The sequence below is a fragment of the Burkholderia lata genome (assembly GCF_902499335.1).
Classification (GTDB): Bacteria; Pseudomonadota; Gammaproteobacteria; order Burkholderiales; family Burkholderiaceae; genus Burkholderia; species Burkholderia lata_B.
The window spans coordinates 250,087-267,776 of sequence record NZ_CABVQK010000004.1 but is presented as its reverse complement, the minus strand read 5'-3'; the positions used below and the strand labels follow the sequence as shown (position 1 = coordinate 267,776).

Sequence of the window (17,690 nt, the reverse complement as noted above, 5' to 3'; positions counted from 1 at the left end):
GTCATTCCCCCGTTTGCTGGGTTGCCTGGACGCTCGCGGCAACGGCCGGCGAGCGCGCGTGAAGGGTGTCGGCCTGGTGACGGCCGACGGAGATCCAGAAGGTGGCGGCGAGCGCGGCGATGGTCACGCCGAGCGCGAGGTAGCGCACCCAGCGCGGCGAGCGGCCGCCCGGATGGATGTGGGTTTCCTCGATCTCGCGCTGGCGGTTGATCGACAGCTCGTAGAAGACGATCGTCGCGACGACGAAGATCAGCGACCAGCGCGTTTGCTGGCCGTCGGAGCCGACCATCGCCCACAGCGCGTAGACGGCGCCGATCAGGCCGACGATCGTGTAGAACGTGAACTGGTGCGACGGCATCTTGCCGTAGCCGAGCACCTTGATCGCGATGCACGAGTAGATGTACGGCAGCAGCGTCATGATCACGGCGATCGACGCGATCTTGCCGAACTGCTCGCTGGCGCTCGGCGACATCGTCGCGAGCACTTGCACCGACATGATCAGCGCGACGATCGCGAGGCCGGCCGACGGCACGTTCTTCGAGTTCACGCGGGCGAACACGCCGGCGAACAGGCCGTCGTCGGCGGCCGCCTTCGCGGTCTGGCCGACCAGCAGCGTCCAGCCCGCGAGCGAGCCGAGGCAGCCGAGCGCCGCGCACAGCGCGACCGCGTTCGCGGCCGTATTGCCGAGCGCGAGGCGCGCGGCATCCGCGAACGGCGCGCTCGATGCGAGCAGCGCCTTGTTCGGGATCATCCCCATGATCACGGTCGAGCTGAGCACGTAGCAGACGGCCGCGAGCACGACGCCGCCGACGGTCGCGATCGGCACGTTGCGCGACGGATTCTCGACGACGCCGGCCGATACCGACGCACTCTCGACGCCGATGAACGCCCACAGCGTGAAGTTCAGCGTCGCGCCGATCGCGCTGAAGCTGTTGGTGCCCGACACGTTCCAGCCGGCGAAGTACACGTCCTTGCTGAACCAGAACCAGCCGAACACGGCCATCCCGAGGATCGGCACGAGCGCGAAGATCGTCGTGACCGACTGCACGCGGCCGACGACGTTCGGCCCGAGGATGTTCGCGTACGTGAACAGCCAGATCACGAAGATCTGCGCGAGCGCGAACACGAGCGGGTCCTTCAGTACCGGGAAGAAGTGCGTGAGGTAGCCGAGGCCGGCGACCGCGAGGCCGACGTTGCCGAGCACGTTCGCGAGCCAGTAGATCAGGTTGGTCTGGTAGCCCATGTACGGGCCGAACGACTTGCGTGCATACGCATACGGGCCGCCGGCGGCCGGGTCGATCGCGGCGAGCTTCGCGAACACGAGCGCGAGCGACACGGCGCCGACGACGGTGATCAGCCAGCCGAAGATCGCGATGCCGCCGGTGGCGGCGAGGTTCGCGGGCAGCATGAAGACGCCGGAGCCCATCATGTTGCCCGCGACCATCAGCGTGGCGGGAATGACGCCGATTTTCGGCGCGGAAGCCGCGGCCGGCGTGGCGGCGGAGCGGGAGGAGGACGAGCTGGCATCGGACATGCGACGCTCCTTGACGAGACGTGTTGCGGTTGAGGTGGCGCGGCGTGGCGCCGGTTGACGATTCCGGCACGAATCGTCGTTTTATTTAACGTTTTCATGTTATCGCCTTGGTGGTCGTTAATAAGGGTAAACGCTTGTATTTAATAACTTGAATATTGATGAATGTCATTGAATCCGGTAAATCGGTGTTTGAGTGCGGGTGTGGGTGGCCCGTGTGGAAAGGATGAGGGGTGTTTTTGTCGGGTTCGATCCGGGAGGGCGAAATCGAGTCGATGAAACCTCCATCAATAATCGTTTTTTCGAATCGGTTAAATCAGATTGTGATGTAACTCGCGTCTCAATCGGGGTTTGAGTTTGTCGGTTAATATCGAGCGCATTAAATGCGCGCCGCCGGCGCGCGCGGCCACCGCTTCTTCCCCGAGGACGATTCCGATGACGACGCTGCCTTCCCGTTTGCCGCTGATCCAGGCCCCGATGGTCGGTTCGCTGAGCCCGCTCGCGATCGCGGTGTGCGAAGCCGGCGGGCTCGGCTCGCTCGCATGCGCGGCGCTCGGCCCGCAGCAACTGCGCGACGAGATTGCGGCGATTCGCGCGCGAACGCCCGCACCGTTCAACGTGAACTTCTTCTGTCATACGCCGCCGGCACCCGATGCCGAGGTCGACACGCGCTGGCGCGCGGCGCTCGCCGGCTATTACGCGGAAGCCGGGCTCGATCCGGCCGGCGTGAAGGGCGGCCCCGGCCGCGCGCCGTTCGACGATGCGATGTGCGCGGTCGTCGAGGAGTTGCGGCCGGCCGTCGTGAGCTTCCATTTCGGGCTGCCGGACGACACGCTGCTCGAGCGCGTGCGGCGCACGGGCGCGCTGGTCGTGTCGTCCGCGACGACCGTCGAGGAAGCGCGCTGGCTGGATGCGCGCGGCGTCGACGCGATCGTCGCGCAGGGCGCGGAGGCCGGTGGCCATCGCGGGATGTTCCTGACCGACGACATCCATGCGCAACCGGGCTTGTTCGCGTTGCTGCCGCAGATCGTCGACGCGGTGCGCGCACCGGTGATCGCGGCCGGCGCGATCGCCGACGGGCGCGGCATCGCGGCGGCGTTCGCGCTCGGCGCGCGTGCGGTGCAGATCGGCACGGGCTACCTGCTGACGCCGCAGGCGGGCCGCTCGGCACAGCATCGCGCGGCGGTGCGTGCCGCGCGCGACGACGGCACGCGCATGACCAACCTGTACACGGGCCGCCCCGCGCGCGGGCTGTTGACGCGCTTCATGCGCGAGCAGGGGCCGATGAGCGCGCTCGCGCCGGCGTTCCCGCTCGCGACGGCCGCGGTCGATCCGCTGCGCGGCGCGTTCGAGCGGCAGGGCCGCGACGACTTCTCGCTGCTGTGGTCGGGCGAGGCCGCGGCGCTTGCGCGTGAAGAGGATGCGGGCGAACTGACGCAACGCCTGTGGCACGACGCGCTGGCGTGCGCGGCGGGGTTGCGCGACGCGTTCCCGCAGGCGGTCTGAGCGACCGGGAAGGGGGCGCCGGCGCGGGAGCATCGGCGTATCATCTGGGTTTTCGTCAGCCCGATCCAGGCACCCCCACCATGACCTCCGTCGACACTACCCCCGTCCTCGACCATGACAAGCTCGTTACCTTCATCGAGCGCAAGTGGAACGATGAAATCCTCCACGCGCTGACCGACTACATCGCGGTCCCCGCGAAGAGCCCCGCATTCGACCCCGACTGGGCGAAACGCGGCTATCTCGAGCGCGTCGTCACCGATGCCGCGCAGTGGGCCGAGCGGCAACCCGTGAAGGGCCTGAAGCTCGAGATCGTGCGCTTGGCCGGCCGCACGCCGGTGATCTTCTTCGAATCGCCGGCCACGCGTTCGGGCAGCACCGACACGATCCTGCTGTACGGCCACCTCGACAAGCAGCCCGAATTCGACGGCTGGCGCGCGGACCTCGGCCCGTGGACGCCGAAGTACGAGAACGGCAAGCTGTACGGCCGCGGCGGCGCGGACGACGGCTATGCGATCTACGCGAGCCTCGCGGCGCTCGGCGCGCTCGACGAGCAGGGCATCGAGCGGCCGCGCTGCGTCGGCCTGATCGAGACCTGCGAGGAATCGGGCAGCTACGACCTGCTGCCGTACGTCGATGCACTGCGCGACCGGCTCGGCCAGGTGTCGCTCGTCGTGTGCCTCGATTCGGGCGCCGGCAATTACGACCAGATGTGGCTCACCACGTCGCTGCGCGGGCTCGTGTCCGGCGACCTGCAGGTCGAGGTGCTCGAGGAAGGCGTGCACTCGGGCGTCTTCGGCGGCATCGCGCCGTCGAGCTTCCGCGTGATGCGCCAGCTGTTCGAGCGCCTCGAAGATGCGAAGAACGGCAACCTGCTGCCGGGTGTGTTCCATTGCGAGATTCCCGACAGCCGCGTGCGCGAAGCCGAAGCGGCCGCGTCGATTCTCGGTGACGCCGTGTGGAAGGGGCTGCCGTGGGCGTGCGGCGCGGACGGCAAGCCGGTGCTGCCGACCACGACCGATCCGCGCGAGGCGCTGCTGAATTCGACGTGGCGTCCGTCGCTGTCGGTCACCGGCGCGGCCGGCCTGCCGGCGCTCGCCGATGCGGGCAACGTGCTGCGTCCGCGCACCGCGTTCAAGCTGTCGCTGCGCCTGCCGCCGCTCGTCGACGCCGCACAGGCCGTGCAGCAATTGAAAGCACTGCTCGAACTCGATCCGCCGTACAACACGAAGGTCACGTTCAAGCCCGACGCGGGTGCCGCGACGGGCTGGAGCGCGCCGGATCTCGCGCCGTGGCTCGCGTCGTCGCTCGATGCCGCGTCGCGCCGCCATTTCGGCGCCGACTGCGCGTACATGGGCCTCGGCGGCACGATCCCGCTGATGAACGTGCTGCAGGAAGGCTTCCCGTCCGCCCAGTTCATGGTGTGCGGCGTGCTCGGGCCGAAGTCGAACGCGCACGGCCCGAACGAATTCCTGCACGTGCCGTATGCGAAGAAGCTCACGGCGGCGGTCGCGGACGTGATCGCAACCGCGCGCTGATCGCTTGGCGCGTAGCGCTTGGCAGTAACGACTGCTCAACCCGACCTGACGGAACCTTGCCGATGACCGCTCTGCCGACGCCTGATACCGAACCGCTGCGCATGCGCGCCGAACCGCTGCATGCATTCGTCGCGGCACTCTGGGAACGGGCCGGCAGTAGCGAGCGCGAGGCAAGGCTCGTTGCCGATCACCTGGTCGGCGCGAATCTCGCGGGTCACGATTCGCACGGGATCGGGATGATCCCGAACTACGTCGCGTCGTGGCGGGAAGGGCAGTTGCAGTTGAACGGACACGCGTCGATCGTCCGCGACGGCGGCGCGGTGCTGACGATCGACGGCGGGCGCGGCTTCGGCCAGGTGATCGCGTTCGAGGCGATGGTCGAAGGGATCGAGCGCGCGCGGCGCATGGGCATCTGCGCGATCGGTCTGCGCGACGTGCATCATCTCGGCCGCATCGGGCACTGGGCCGAGCAATGCGCGCGCTCGGGGCTCGTGTCGTTCCATTTCGTCAACGTGCCGGGCGACCTGCTGGTCGCGCCGCTGCACGGCACCGATCCTCGCTTCGGCACGAACCCGTTCTGCGCCGCGTATCCGCGTGCGGGCAGGCCGCCGCTGCTGCTCGATTTCGCGACGAGCGCGATCGCGTACGGCAAGACACGCGTCGCGTACAACCAGGGCAAGCGCGTGCCGGCCGGCTCGCTGATCGACCATCGCGGCCAGCCGACCGACGATCCGGCCGTGATGCACGAGCAGCCGTTCGGCGCGCTGCTGCCGTTCGGGCTGCACAAGGGGTACGCGCTGGCGGCGATGTGCGAGATTTTCGGCGGCGCACTCGTCGGTGGGCATACGACCTACGGCGACACGCTGCAGAAGACGAGCGCGATCGTCAACGGGATGCTGTCGGTGCTGATCGATCCGAACGCGTTCGATGCGGCCGACGCAGAGCGCGAAGCCGATGCGTTCGTCGCATGGGCGAAGGCGTCGCCGCAGGCCGGCGACGCGCCGGTGCAGGTGCCGGGCGAGCCGGAAGAGGCCAGCCGCGCGGCGCGCGGTGCCGGCGGCATTCCGGTCGATCGCGCGACGTGGCGGCAGATTCGCGAGAGCGCGGCTGCGGTCGGCTTCGACGAAGCCGGGCTCGACGCGTGGACGCGGCGCTGCACGGAATCCGCATGAGCTGGCAGTCGGAGAAGGCGCACGGCGAGGAGATCGCGTATCAGCTCGCGCCGCTCGGCAACGTCACGGTCGTGCGGTTCTTCAGCGGTGCGGCGATGCGGCTCGACGGCGTGATGTTCGGCTTCATGTCGCGCGGGTCGCTGTTCCTGCGTGTGGATGACGTGAACCGTCCGGCGTTCGTCGCGGCGGGGATGGGGCCGTTCTCGTACGAGCGGCCCACGCGCACGGTTTCGCTCGACGGCTATTACGAAACGCCTGCCGACGTGCTCGAGGATGCGGGCGCGCTGTTCGACTGGTGCCGCAGCGCGTATCGCGCGGCGCTGCTGGCGGGGCCGCCGAAGCGCAAGGCGAGGGCGGTGGCGAAGCGGGTAGTGAAACCGGTGGCAAAACCGGCAGCGAAACCGACGGCGAAACCGGTGGCGAAACCAGCGGCTAAACCGGCGGCTAAACCGGCGGCGAAACCAGCGGCGAAACCAGCGGCGAAACCAGCGGCGAAGCCGGCAGCGAAGCCGGTGGCGAAGCGGGTAGCGAAACCAACGGCTAAACCGGCGGCAAAGTCGTCAGCGAAGCGCAAGCAGACTTAATTCCGATCGAGCGAAGCGACCGCTTCGCGAATTTCGCTTTCCTTTCTTTCGATCTCGACCGTTTCCGCGGGATCCAGGTGGCGCGCGGCACACAGTGCCCGGTGGCGCACCCGCACAGGTGCGCAAAATCATCCATCCTGCCGCACCGCACATCCCCCATGCTTCACAACGGCGGCCACGGCGTTTATGATCGGCGCGGGTTGCACCCGTACCTGGCGCGACCCGCGCCGGCCTCGCCGCCGGCCCCGCGAACGGCGCATCGTACGCCGCGCGGAACGCTTCCCCACTCATCATTCCAGACGGAGACAGCCGATGCTCGTCCTGATTCTCGGTTTAGCGATCTTCCTCGGTGTGCACTCGATCCGGATCGTCGCGGACGGCTGGCGGTCAGCGACGATCGAACGGATCGGCGAGAAAGGCTGGAAGGGCCCCTATGCGATCGCGTCGATCGTCGGCTTCGTGCTGATCATCTGGGGCTACGGCATCGCGCGCCAGGGCGCGACGCTGCTGTGGGTGTCGCCCGTCGGCGTGCGCCACCTCACCGGCATGCTGACCGCGATCGCATTCGTGCTGATCGCCGCCTCCTACGTGCCCGGCAACCGCATCAAGACGCTCGTCGGCCATCCGATGGTGGCCGGCGTGGCGGTATGGGCGATCGCCCACCTGCTCGCGAACGGCACGCTGCATGCAGTCGTGCTGTTCGGCGCGTTCTTCGTGTGGTCGCTCGTCGATTTCGTCGTATGGCGTGCGCGTGACCGCCGCGATGGTGTGCGCTATCCGGCGGGCAGGCTGTCGGGCGACGCGGTGACGATCGTGGCCGGGCTCGTCGTGTGGGCGGTCTTCGCGCTGTTCCTGCACGGCTGGCTGATCGGCGTGCGGCCGTTCGGCTGAGCGACTCAGCAACTGAGCGGCGGCCGGCCGGCGCGCCGCTCGCCTGCTAGGGCAACGGTCAGCGCAGCTTCACGCCGGCCGCGTCGCCGAGTTGAGCCGGTTTGCGGCGCAGGAAATATGCCGCGACGATCGCAAGCGCCGTCAATACCGTGAACCAGAACTGGAAGCGCGAATCCGGGTTGAAGGCCTGCGAGCCGAGCACGGCGACCAGCGCCAGCAGCGCGACCCAGTTCGACACCGGATAAAACCACGCGCGGAATGCCTGCGGATCGCGTGGTGCATGCTTCTCCTGCCGGCGCATCGCGAAGTGCGCGACGATGATGAAGATCCACACGATCATCACGAACGCGCCGCTGCTCTTCGCGAGCATCAGGAACAGGTCGCCGCCGCTCACGAAGTGAACGCCGAGGATCGACACGCAGATCGCGAGGCACAGCACGAGCGCGTTCATCGGCACGCCTTTCGCGTTGGTCCGGCCGAACATCGCGGGCGCGTGGCCGCGCTGGCTGAGCGAGAACAGCATGCGCGAGTTCGAGAACAGGAACGAGTTCATCACCGACATGAACGACACGAACAGCACGATCTTCATCGCGACGGCCGCGCTCGTGAAGCCTGCCATGTTGAACAGCGACACGTACGGCGATTTCAGGTTCGCCTTGTCGATCCATGGCATGCACAGGATCAGGATCGACACCGAGCCGACGTAGAACACCATCACGCGCACGATCACGCTCTTGATCGCGCGGATCACGTTCTTGCTCGGGTTCTCGGATTCGCCCGCCGCAACGGCTGCGATTTCGCTGCCGCCGAGCGAGAAGATCACGACCATCACGCCGGCGAGCACGGGCGAAATGCCGTTCGGCATGAAGCCGCCGTGATCGGTGAGGTTCACGAACCCGGGCGCGGGAATGCGCGGCTGGAAGCCGAGCAGGATCGATGCGCCGAGCGCCATGAAAATGATGATCGTCGTGACCTTCGCGAACGACAGCCAGTATTCGGCTTCACCGAACGAGCGCACCGAGTACGCGTTGCTTGCGATCAGCGTGACGAGCATGAACAGCGCGCCGCCCCACACGGGCAGCCACGGCAGGAAATCGTGGAGGATCGCGCCGAGCAGGATCGCCTCGACGGTGATCGTCATCATCGACTTGAACCAGTACAGCCAGCCGACCGCGAAGCCGGCCCATTCGCCGAGATAGTTGCTTGCGTAGGTGGAGAACGATCCGCTGTCGGGGTTGCGCGACGCCATTTCACCGAGCATGAACATGACCAGCGTGACGATCACGCCGCCGATCAGGTACGACAGGATCGCCGCGGGGCCAGCGGTCGCGATGATGGCGCCGGAGCCGACGAACAGGCCTGCGCCGATCACGCCGCCAAGCGCGATCATCGTGATGTGCCGTTGCTTGAGGCTTTGCCTCAACGAGTTGTCCTGCATCTCCTACCTCTAGTTATTGTTGGCCCGTTGGCCGGGAACGCATCGGGCGGCGCGGCGGCAAGCGTTCTGCCGCCGCATGGGGCGCCGATGTCGAGGGAGCGTGTGTGACGCGATGTGCCGGGCCGCCGGCGGTGAATCGGAATGGCGGCCGCGAAGTGCCGGTCGGTGCCCGCGAGAGGGCGATGACGACGACAACCCCGGATTGTGGGCGGACACCGCCGTCGCGGCAAACGAGATATGCGAAAGACGTCTTGCGGTTTGCTCATCAATTGCCGGTTCGTCCATGCCGGCGTCGACATGAACTACATGAAGGCGCGGCGATGGGAGCGGCGCCGGTCTCTCGATATCGTTGTTTCCACGCGGCAACGTCTCGGGTTAGACGGCCGCCGCGTCGACGACAACGCTTCCATGGAGACACGAATGACGCATACCCAGGTCGTGCCGTTGACTCGGTCACGCGCACCGGTTCCGCCCCGCCATTGCACGTTCGACGTGCGCGATTGGGAAATCCTGAGCCGCTACTGGCACCCGGTCGCGTTTGCGACCGATGTGGGCGACCGCCCGCTTGGCGTGACGCTGCTCGACGAGCGCATCGTGCTGTTCCGGTCCGGCGGCACCATCGTCGCGGCACGTGACGTATGCCCGCATCGCGGCGCGCCGCTGAGCCGCGGCTGGGTGGTCGAGGACCGGCTCGTGTGCCCGTATCACGGCCTCGAATACGCGGCGGACGGCAAGTGCGCGCGCATTCCGTCGCAGCCCGACGGCCCGATTCCGGAGCGTCTGTGCCTGACGACCTATGCGGCGCAGCAGGCCTACGGGCTTGTGTGGGTGTCGCTGGGCGGCGGCGAACTGCCGCTGCCGGATTTCCCCGCGTGGAATGCGGATGGGTTCCAGCAGATCCTGCCGCCGTCGATCGACATTCGCGCGTCGGCCGGCCGGCAGACGGAAGGCTTCATCGATGTCGCGCACTTCGCATGGATTCATCACGAGAGCTTTGCCGACCGCCGCAATCCGGTCGTGCCGCAGTACTCGGTGGAGCGGCGCGAGAACGGCCTGCATGCGGAATACGTGAGCACGGTCAGCAATTTCCCGAAGTCGATGCAGCATCGCGCGCCCGAGGGCTTTCCGTGGCGGCGCGTGTTCGAAGTCGACGTGCCGTTCTTCGCGCGCCTCACCGTGCACTTTCCGGAAGGTGGCCGGCTCGCGATCCTGAACGCAGCCAGCCCGGTTTCCGCCCGCCTGACGCGCCTGTTCGTGCCGATCGCGCGCAACTTCGATCACGACCTGCCGCTCGACGACGTGTATGAATTCAATCGCCAGGTATTCGAGGAAGATCGCGAGATCGTCGAGCAGCAGTGTCCGGAGGACTTGCCGATCGACCGTTCGCACGAAGCGCCGATCCTGGCCGATCGCTCGTCGGGTGCGTACCGGCGCGCGCTCGGCGAGCTCGGGCTTGGCCAGTCTTATGCGCGCTGAGCGGCGCACGGGAGCCATGATGAAGATCTGGGAATGCGTGATTTGCGGGTTTCGATACGTCGAGGCCGAAGGCCTTCCGCAGCACGGGATCGCGGCTGGCACGCGCTGGGAAGACGTGCCGGACGACTGGATGTGTCCGGACTGCGCGACCGGCAAGCACGATTTCGACATGCAGGTGGTGGCGGCATGAGCGCGAACGAAACGTCAGGAAGCCGCGGCGATCCGGTGGTCATCGTCGGCACGGGCCTCGCGGGCTACACGGTTGCGCGCGAGTGGCGCAAGCTCGACGGCGATACGCCGCTCGTGATGATCAGCCGCGACGACGGCAGTTTCTATTCGAAGCCGGCGCTGTCGAACGCGCTTGCGCAACGCAAGACGCCCGAGCAACTGGCGATGTCCGATGCGCGGACGATGGCGGAACAGCTGCGCGCAACCATCCGGACGCACTGCGCGGTGCGACGGATTTGCCCGGCGGAACACGAGATCGTGCTCGACGACGGGCGTGTGCAGCGCTATCGCGCGCTCGTCCTCGCGACCGGTGCCGATGCACGGCGCGTGCCTTGCGAAGGCGATGGTGCGGCCGACGTCCTGTCGATCAACGACCTGGCCGACTACGCGCGTTTTCGCGGCGGGCTGCGCGACTGCCGCTCGGTCGCGATGCTCGGTGCGGGGCTGATCGGCTGCGAGTTCGCGAACGACCTGGCGGCGGCGGGGCTGACCGTGACCGTGATCGACCCCGCCGACGTGCCGCTGTCGCGACTGCTGCCGGCGGAGGCCGGCCGCGTGTTCGGGCACGCGCTGAGTGACGCGGGCGTGCATCTGCGGCTCGGCACGGGCGTGCGTTCGATCGCGCGTCTCGCGCGCGGGTACCGGCTTGCGCTGACGGACGGCGGGCACCTCGAGGCCGATCTCGTGATATCCGCGATCGGGCTCGCGTCGCGAGTCGCGCTGGCGCGGGACGCGGGGCTCGACGTCGCGGACGGCATCGTGACCGACGCATGGTGCCGCACTAGCGCACCGGACATCTTCGCGCTCGGCGATTGCGCGGCGATAGACGGGCGGGTCCGGCCGTATGTGCTGCCGATCATGCACGCGGCGCGCGCACTCGCGCAGTGCTTGCGCGGTACGCCGACACGCGTGGATTTTCCGGTGATGCCGATCGTCGTCAAGACGCCGGCGATCCCGGCGGTGGTCGTCGCGGCGGACGGTGGCGGCCGCTGGACCACGGAGGTGGGCGTGGGTGACGCGCCGCGCGCGACGCGCGCGCTCTGCGCGGATCCCGACTCCGGCCGCCTCACCGGCTTTGCGCTGCTCGATGCGGCAACGGTGGAAAAGGCCGCGTTGCTGAAGACGATGGCCGGCGACCGGGCGAAATAGCCTGCGGCCCGCGTCGATCCCGACATGGCGCCTTTCCAGATGCGCCATCGACAGGCAGCCTCTTTGCTGACCGACCCCTGTCGCGGACGCGACCCGCACGCTGCACGCGGCGCCGTCCGTTCATTGCCGCGAGCATGCGCTCGCGGCTTTTTTGCTTTTCAATGCGGATGCCGCGCGATTTCCGGCACCAGTTTCTTCGCGACGCCGGACACGAGGCGCCGCAACCAGACGGCGGCCGCGCTGCGATGCGTGCGGTCGTGCCAGAGCTGGTAGTAGGTCAACGCCTGCGGTTCGCACGGAACCGGTTCGATGCGCAGCGGCAGCAGGCTGCAGAAATGCATCGCGAGCGTGCGCGTCGTCGTGAACAACAGGTTCGAGCGCATCAGCACGTAAGGCGCCATGCCGAAATAGGGCATCGTCGTCGTGACGTTTCTCGACAGGCCGCCGCGCGCGAGTTCCCGGTCGATGGTGCCGAGCCCGGTCGCGTGATGGGTGGTCACGCCGAGATGGTCGGCTTCGCGGTAGACGTCCGCGGTGAGCTGGCCGCGCCGGATCCGATGATCGTCCCGCATCACGCACACGAGATCGTCGCGGCATAGCGGCTGCAGATGCAGCTGCTCCGGTGGCGTGCTCCAGTTGCCGACCGCCAGGTCGAGCGAGCCGCTTTCGAGTGCGTGTTCGTATCCGCCGTCCACGGTCATCAGATGCTGGAACTCGATCCTCGCGCCCGGCGCCTCGTGCTTGAACGCATCGACGATCGCAGGCAGGAAGAACACGTCGAGATAGTCGGGAGAGCCGATGCGGAAGGTGCGGTGCGTCGTGGCGGGATCGAACGTGCTGGCCGGATTCAGCACGGCGGCGATGCCGGCGAGCGCCTGATCGAGCGGTTCGACGAGCGTCATCGCGTGACTGGTCGGCACCATCCGGCTGCCGCTTCGCACCAGCAGCGGATCGCCGGTGATTGCGCGCAGCCGGCGCAATGCGACGCTGATGGTCGGTTGCGATTGCCCGAGTAACACGGCGGTTCGCGAGACGCTCGATTCGGTGATGAGCGTGTGAAGGATCTTCAGAAGATGTGCATCGATGACGTATCGGGACATGCCGGCTGCCGGTGGGGGTATCGTGTCTCGATGTATACGTAGCGATATTTCGGTCGTCAATCGAGCGGATATCCGGAGCGGCCCGGGCGGGCCTTGCGCGGCGGACTTCATAACGGATCGGATATCGCGTCCATGTTCGTGCCGTCATGGCCCCGGAATGGCTGGCGGGGCGGCGCGAGCGGCGCGCTCGCGTCAGATCGGCTTGACGAACAACCCGACGGTCAGCACCGCGCCGATGCAGACGATCCCGATCCGCAGCACGCGTTCGTTCACGCGATGCAGCGCCCAGGTGCCGAGCAGCCCGCCGACGATCGCGCCGCCGCCGAGCGCGAGCGCCTTGCCCCAGTGCAGGTGCGGCGACGTCAGGAACAGCACCACGGCCGATGCGTTCATCACGCCCGCGAGCGCGTTCTTCGTCGACATCGCGTGGCGCGGCGACAGCCCGGCCATCGTCAGCACGGCCATCATCAGGAAGCCGAGCCCGCCGCCGAAATAGCCGCCGTAGATCGCGATCATGAACTGCGACAGCGCGGCGGGGACGGTGCCGAGGTGCGCGGTGCCTTCGCTCGGCTTGCGGAAAAAGCTGCCCCACGCGAACACGATCGTCGCGAACAGCACGAGCCACGGCACGAGGCGCGAGAAGATCGACGAAGGCGTCTTCAGCAACAGCAGCCCGCCGAGCGCGCCGCCGACCACGCTGATCGCGAACATCGCGCGAAACGACAGTTTGCCCACGCCGCGCACCATGTTGCGGCTCGCCCAGCCGGTCGTGACCTGCGCGGGAAACAGCGCGACCGTCGACGTGATGTTCGCCGCGAGCGGCGACATGCCCGACACGATCAGCGCGGGCAGCGTGACGAACGAACCGCCGCCCGCGAGGGTGTTCTGCAGTCCGGCCCACAGGCCGGCGAGGATGACGAGAGCGAGCATGGGTGCGGGACCGGGGAAGTGGCTGGGCTGGCTTGCCGCAAGCGGGCAAACGTGGCGGACGCTCGATGGTAATGCAGGATCGGGTTTGCCGGGAACGGGGGCCGGGACGGCGTCGCCGCCGCACGGCGTGCCGCTGGACGCATGGATGCGTGGCAGTGGCAGCCGCCATCCGCCGGATCGATGTGCAAAACGGGAATCCGGCGAAGCGGTTTCAGGTTTCACGCACGCGCCACACGTCCGGATACATCGTACCGGCCGCATTTTCGTGAAATGCCGATCGAGTCGCGAAAGGGGCGGCCCGGGCAATCAAACGGATTTTCCCGGATTTCGGAGAGACATGCGTGAATCGACCGATCGGGATTTGTTTTGTGAAACGTTTGACTGCCAAAACGGAATGTCGGTGTGAAAGTCAATAGAAGAGTTTAAAAGTTCTGTAATTCAGCCCGATGCGCAGAACGTGCGGTACTTGGCGCGGAAGCCGTGCCGGCGGGCGGTCTCGCGGTGTCTGGTGAGGCCCGCGCAGGCTAGCTGCGGCGGGCTTTGCGTCGTCGGCCGGCAGGTTTGTGTGCGCGATGCGCGGATCGGAGCAATGGAATCGGTTTGTTTTATTGTTCATTGGAGCGCATCGTTTCGTTTAAACCGAATGCGCATCGAGTCGGGTTGCGATTTGTTGCAGCGCGGTGCACAATCGTTCACAAGTGCAATAAATCCGCAGCGGATTTTCTCAGCGGCAGAAATTCTCCCCGCCATTCACCGCACGCCTTTTCGGCGGGCGCACGATCGTGCGTCAGGCTCGGCGGCGCGACTGCCGATTTCCGGTATATCGCGAATCACGGAGCACATACGCCCGAGGCACGATGCCGTTGGCCCATCGGCCGGCCGGTCCCGACAGTACAGCATGGGCGCATCATGGCGACTTCCATTGACCTCAATCTTCTTGTCGTTCTGGACGCATTGCTGTCCGAGAACAGCGTAGTGGGCGCGGCCAACGCGCTCGGCCTCAGCCCGTCCGCGCTCAGCCGCTCGCTCGCGCGGTTGCGGGTGATGACGGGCGACCCGTTGCTGGTGCGGGCGGGGCGGGATCTCGTCCCGACCCCGCGCGCGCTCGAGTTGCGCGACAGGGTGCATGCGCTCGTGGTGGAGGCGCAATCGGTCATGTGCCCGTGCGAACGGGTCGACATGACCACGCTCAAGCGCACGTTCTCGATTCGCGCGAACGAGGCGTTCGTCGAGACGTTCGCGCCGGCGCTGCTCGAGCACGCGTCGCGCACGGCACCCGACGTGCGGCTGCGCTTCGCACCCAAACCCAACAAGCATGTCGATGCGCTGCGCAACGGCGACATCGATCTCGAGGTCGGCGTGATCGGCCAGGCCGGCCCGGAGTTGCGCGTGCAGGCGCTGTTTCGCGACCGCTTCATCGGCGTGGTCCGCGCGGATCATCCGCTCGCGTCAGGAGAAATGACGCCGGAGCGCTTCGCGTCGTTTCCGCAGGTGGGCGTGTCGCGCCGCGGGCAGTTCAACGGCCCGATCGATACGCTGCTCGATTCCCTCGGCCTCGCGCGCTCGGTGACCACCGTCGTGTCGAGCTTCCCGACGGCGCTGTCGCTCGCGCGCGGTTCGGACTTCGTCGCCAGCGTGCCGGAGCGACAGACCGAGCGGTCCCGCGTCGGCATGCACAGCTTTACGCTGCCGGTGCCGATCGCGGATCTCACCGTCTCGCAGATCTGGCACCCGCGTTTCGATCGCGACCCCGCGCATCGATGGCTGCGTGATTGCGTGCGCAATATCTGTGCGCCGCGCGTTGCCGAGGCGAACGCCCGCTAGTTATGTGGATGCTTCGACGTGACGCGTCATGCAAGTCTTGTGGCGTGCGTCAACGTCATTGATATATTGCGTTTCATGCATCTTCCGAAGCGTAAATCGATTCGGTATGCTCGATTCCGTTTGGACAACACCGGAGATAATAGGTAGGACATTTGTTGCTTTTGAATTCGCCGAACATTCGTGACGCCTTTAAATAATAAATATCCAATCCGAGGGGTATGTGAATTGAGGTGAACATTGGAAATCGTGAATCTGAAATATTGGCGTCTTATTATGGATGGAGAAACGAATGGTTCATTGTGCGGCGAATATCGCGACTCCCGATGATGTCACACTGAGTATGCGCGAATGCGAGGTATTGCGATGGGCGGCGGAGGGGAAGACCGCGTATGAGATCGGCATCATTCTCGGCTTGACCGAGCGGACGATCAATTTCCATATCTCGAGGTCGATTGCGAAGCTCAACGCATCCAACAAGACCAATGCGGTTGTGAAGGCCGTGCTGATGGGCCTGATCGTGTTTGCATGAACGGCACCGGGGCGTGCGCCCCGGTTGCGACATCAGATTGCGCCCTGGAACGACAGCACGCGCGTCCTGAACTCTTCCGGCACCGGCACGGTGGTCTTGCTGCCGTAGTCGAACATCACGTGCGTGGACACGGCCCGCGCAACCACCGCCTGATCGTCGTCCGAATCCTCGTTCGCCGCCTGTGCGTCGCGCACCATCAGGTATTCCAGTTCGAAGCTCTTCGAGCCGAAGCGCGTGACGCTGCTGCGAACCGTGATCGTATCGCCGTACTGCGCGGGTTTCAGATACTCGCACGACGTCTTGACCATGATGTGCGGCAGCTTTTCCGAATAGGGCAGTTCGAGCAGATCGTGCATGTAGGTCAGGTATGCATGCTGCAGATAATCGTAATAGACCGGGCTGCTCACATGGCCCAGTGCGTCCGTTTCCCGATATTTCACGTCGATTCGGGTTTCGAAATATTTTCTTGTCATTGCGAGGCTCCTTGGCAGAACAGCAGGTGAGAACGTGTTTGTTCAGGAGTTAAGTTAGACGCGATCCGTATATTGGAATACTGTCGGAAATCACAGATATTCACTATGCGGAATGCTTCTGAGATAAATGACAGTATCACCCCGGATTTGACCGCGCTCTAATTGCTTCGTAAATCGGCATCCGATCAGCGAGAGTGGAGTGATAAATGGAAAAATCCGTTGAGGCAGCGTTGACGCAAGGTGTGGCGGTGATCAGTGCGCAGCGATTGCGCGCCGAGTTGCCATGCGATCCCGGCCTGGCACGCTCGATCAGCGATGCGCGGCGTGCATTGGCCCAGATCATCGCGGGCGAGGACGATCGGCTTGCGCTGATCGTCGGCCCGTGTTCGATCCATGACGCAGAGGCCGCGCTGGCGTTCGCGCGCCGGCTCGCGCCGCTGCGCGAGCGGTACGCCGATGTGCTCGAGATCGTGATGCGCGTCTATTTCGAAAAGCCGCGCACCACGGTCGGCTGGAAAGGGCTGTTGAACGATCCGTATCTCGACGGCAGTTTCCGGATCGAGGACGGCCTGCGCGTTGCGCGCAAGGTGCTGCTGGGCATCAATGCGCTGGGCCTGCCGGCCGCGACGGAGTTTCTCGATCCGATGACCGCGCCGTATCTCGACGACCTCGTATCCTGGGGCGCGATCGGCGCCCGGACGACCGAATCGCAGATCCATCGCCAGGCGGCATCGGGGCTCGACCTGCCGGTCGGTTTCAAGAACGGCACCGACGGCAACGTGAAGGTCGCGATCGATGCGATCCGCGCGTCGCGCGTTTCGCACTGCTACCTGAGGCCGTCGGTGTCCGGCGGCGTGGAAATCGCGACCACGCCCGGCAATCCCGACACGCATGTCGTCCTGCGCGGCGGCAAGACCCCGAACTACGACGCCGTGAGCGTGGCGGCAGCCTGCGCCGCGCTGCGCGACGCGCATCTCCCCCCGTATGTCGTGATCGACGCGAGCCATGGCAACAGCGGCAAGCAGACGCGCGCGCAGATCGATGTCTGCGGCAATCTCGCCGCGCAACTGCATCGCGGCGAGCGCGCCATCGTGGGCGTGATGATCGAGTCGTTCCTCGTCGAGGGGCGGCAGGACGTGGTGCCGGGCACGCCGCCGGTGTTCGGCCAAAGCATTACCGACGCATGTCTCGGCTGGGATCACACGGCCGAACTCGTCGAGCAGTTGGCTGCCGCGGTGGTTGCGCGGCGGCGTTCGCCAGCCGGCTTCATCGCGCACGGCGCCGCCGTCGCGATGCAGGCCGTTTCTTACTGAAAGGAGCTCTC

The 17,690-nt window shown here is 66.3% G+C and carries 15 protein-coding genes and 1 pseudogene; 11 read left to right on the top strand and 5 right to left on the bottom strand.

Going from position 1 to position 17,690, the window contains the following annotated elements; all coding sequences use genetic code 11:
* Window position 1: 1 nt before the first annotated feature.
* Entirely contained in the window at window positions 2-1,534 is a 1,533-nt protein-coding gene (gene adiC / locus BCO18175_RS11835) for an arginine/agmatine antiporter (protein ID WP_174980849.1), read from the bottom strand.
* Between the two features lie 432 nt (window positions 1,535-1,966).
* Between adiC and BCO18175_RS11830 the strand changes: the two genes are divergently transcribed.
* From BCO18175_RS11830 to BCO18175_RS11810, 5 genes are all read left to right on the top strand, one after another.
* Window positions 1,967-3,037 (top strand): NAD(P)H-dependent flavin oxidoreductase, encoded by a 1,071-nt coding sequence (locus BCO18175_RS11830; RefSeq protein ID WP_174980847.1) that lies wholly within the window; start codon window positions 1,967-1,969, stop codon window positions 3,035-3,037.
* A gap of 80 nt (window positions 3,038-3,117) precedes the next feature.
* Window positions 3,118-4,572: a M20 family metallopeptidase gene (locus BCO18175_RS11825; protein WP_174917609.1), complete on the top strand. Its 1,455-nt coding sequence runs from the start codon at window positions 3,118-3,120 to the stop codon at window positions 4,570-4,572.
* A 62-nt stretch (window positions 4,573-4,634) separates the two neighbouring features.
* Window positions 4,635-5,744, top strand: a complete 1,110-nt coding sequence (locus tag BCO18175_RS11820) for a malate/lactate/ureidoglycolate dehydrogenase (protein ID WP_174980845.1) — start codon at window positions 4,635-4,637, stop codon at window positions 5,742-5,744.
* Window positions 5,741-6,328, top strand: coding sequence for a TfoX/Sxy family protein (locus BCO18175_RS11815; RefSeq protein ID WP_174980843.1), 588 nt, complete (start codon window positions 5,741-5,743; stop codon window positions 6,326-6,328). The genes BCO18175_RS11820 and BCO18175_RS11815 overlap by 4 nt, the downstream gene beginning before the upstream one ends.
* 312 nt (window positions 6,329-6,640) lie before the next feature.
* Complete coding sequence (locus tag BCO18175_RS11810; RefSeq protein WP_174971826.1) at window positions 6,641-7,219, top strand: NnrU family protein; 579 nt, start codon at window positions 6,641-6,643, stop codon at window positions 7,217-7,219.
* Window positions 7,220-7,277: 58 nt separating this feature from the next.
* On the opposite strand, the gene BCO18175_RS11805 is transcribed toward BCO18175_RS11810, so the two are convergent.
* Entirely contained in the window at window positions 7,278-8,657 is a 1,380-nt protein-coding gene (locus BCO18175_RS11805; protein ID WP_174980841.1) for an amino acid permease, read from the bottom strand.
* Between the two features lie 420 nt (window positions 8,658-9,077).
* Between BCO18175_RS11805 and BCO18175_RS11800 the strand changes: the two genes are divergently transcribed.
* From BCO18175_RS11800 to BCO18175_RS11790, 3 genes are read left to right on the top strand one after another with little or no spacing between them, the layout of a single operon-like run.
* The gene (locus BCO18175_RS11800; RefSeq protein WP_174980839.1) at window positions 9,078-10,133 is read left to right on the top strand and encodes an aromatic ring-hydroxylating oxygenase subunit alpha; all 1,056 of its coding nucleotides are present in this window, start codon (window positions 9,078-9,080) and stop codon (window positions 10,131-10,133) included.
* Window positions 10,134-10,149: 16 nt separating this feature from the next.
* On the top strand, window positions 10,150-10,323 hold the full coding sequence (locus BCO18175_RS11795; RefSeq protein WP_277403764.1) for a rubredoxin: 174 nt from the start codon (window positions 10,150-10,152) through the stop codon (window positions 10,321-10,323).
* Window positions 10,320-11,510 carry an NAD(P)/FAD-dependent oxidoreductase gene (locus BCO18175_RS11790; RefSeq protein ID WP_174980837.1) on the top strand — a complete coding sequence of 397 codons (1,191 nt, stop codon included), beginning with the start codon at window positions 10,320-10,322 and terminating at the stop codon, window positions 11,508-11,510. The genes BCO18175_RS11795 and BCO18175_RS11790 overlap by 4 nt, the downstream gene beginning before the upstream one ends.
* Window positions 11,511-11,668: 158 nt before the next feature.
* On the opposite strand, the gene BCO18175_RS11785 is transcribed toward BCO18175_RS11790, so the two are convergent.
* Window positions 11,669-12,610: a LysR substrate-binding domain-containing protein gene (locus tag BCO18175_RS11785; protein ID WP_174981415.1), complete on the bottom strand. Its 942-nt coding sequence runs from the start codon at window positions 12,608-12,610 to the stop codon at window positions 11,669-11,671.
* Between the two features lie 192 nt (window positions 12,611-12,802).
* Entirely contained in the window at window positions 12,803-13,540 is a 738-nt protein-coding gene (locus tag BCO18175_RS11780; protein WP_174918965.1) for a sulfite exporter TauE/SafE family protein, read from the bottom strand.
* Between the two features lie 909 nt (window positions 13,541-14,449).
* Between BCO18175_RS11780 and BCO18175_RS11775 the strand changes: the two genes are divergently transcribed.
* Together BCO18175_RS11775 and BCO18175_RS11770 are read left to right on the top strand one after the other, a co-directional pair.
* Window positions 14,450-15,364, top strand: a complete 915-nt coding sequence (locus BCO18175_RS11775) for a LysR family transcriptional regulator (protein ID WP_174918966.1) — start codon at window positions 14,450-14,452, stop codon at window positions 15,362-15,364.
* 328 nt (window positions 15,365-15,692) lie between these two features.
* Window positions 15,693-15,893, top strand: a pseudogene (locus BCO18175_RS11770) (LuxR C-terminal-related transcriptional regulator); the annotation flags it as partial.
* Window positions 15,894-15,925: 32 nt separating this feature from the next.
* Here the strand turns inward: BCO18175_RS11770 and BCO18175_RS11765 are convergent.
* The gene (locus BCO18175_RS11765; protein ID WP_174918967.1) at window positions 15,926-16,366 is read right to left on the bottom strand and encodes an acyl-CoA thioesterase; all 441 of its coding nucleotides are present in this window, start codon (window positions 16,364-16,366) and stop codon (window positions 15,926-15,928) included.
* A gap of 206 nt (window positions 16,367-16,572) precedes the next feature.
* On the opposite strand from BCO18175_RS11765, the gene BCO18175_RS11760 reads away from it, so the two are divergent.
* On the top strand, window positions 16,573-17,679 hold the full coding sequence (locus BCO18175_RS11760; protein WP_174980834.1) for a 3-deoxy-7-phosphoheptulonate synthase: 1,107 nt from the start codon (window positions 16,573-16,575) through the stop codon (window positions 17,677-17,679).
* Window positions 17,680-17,690 lie beyond the last annotated feature (11 nt).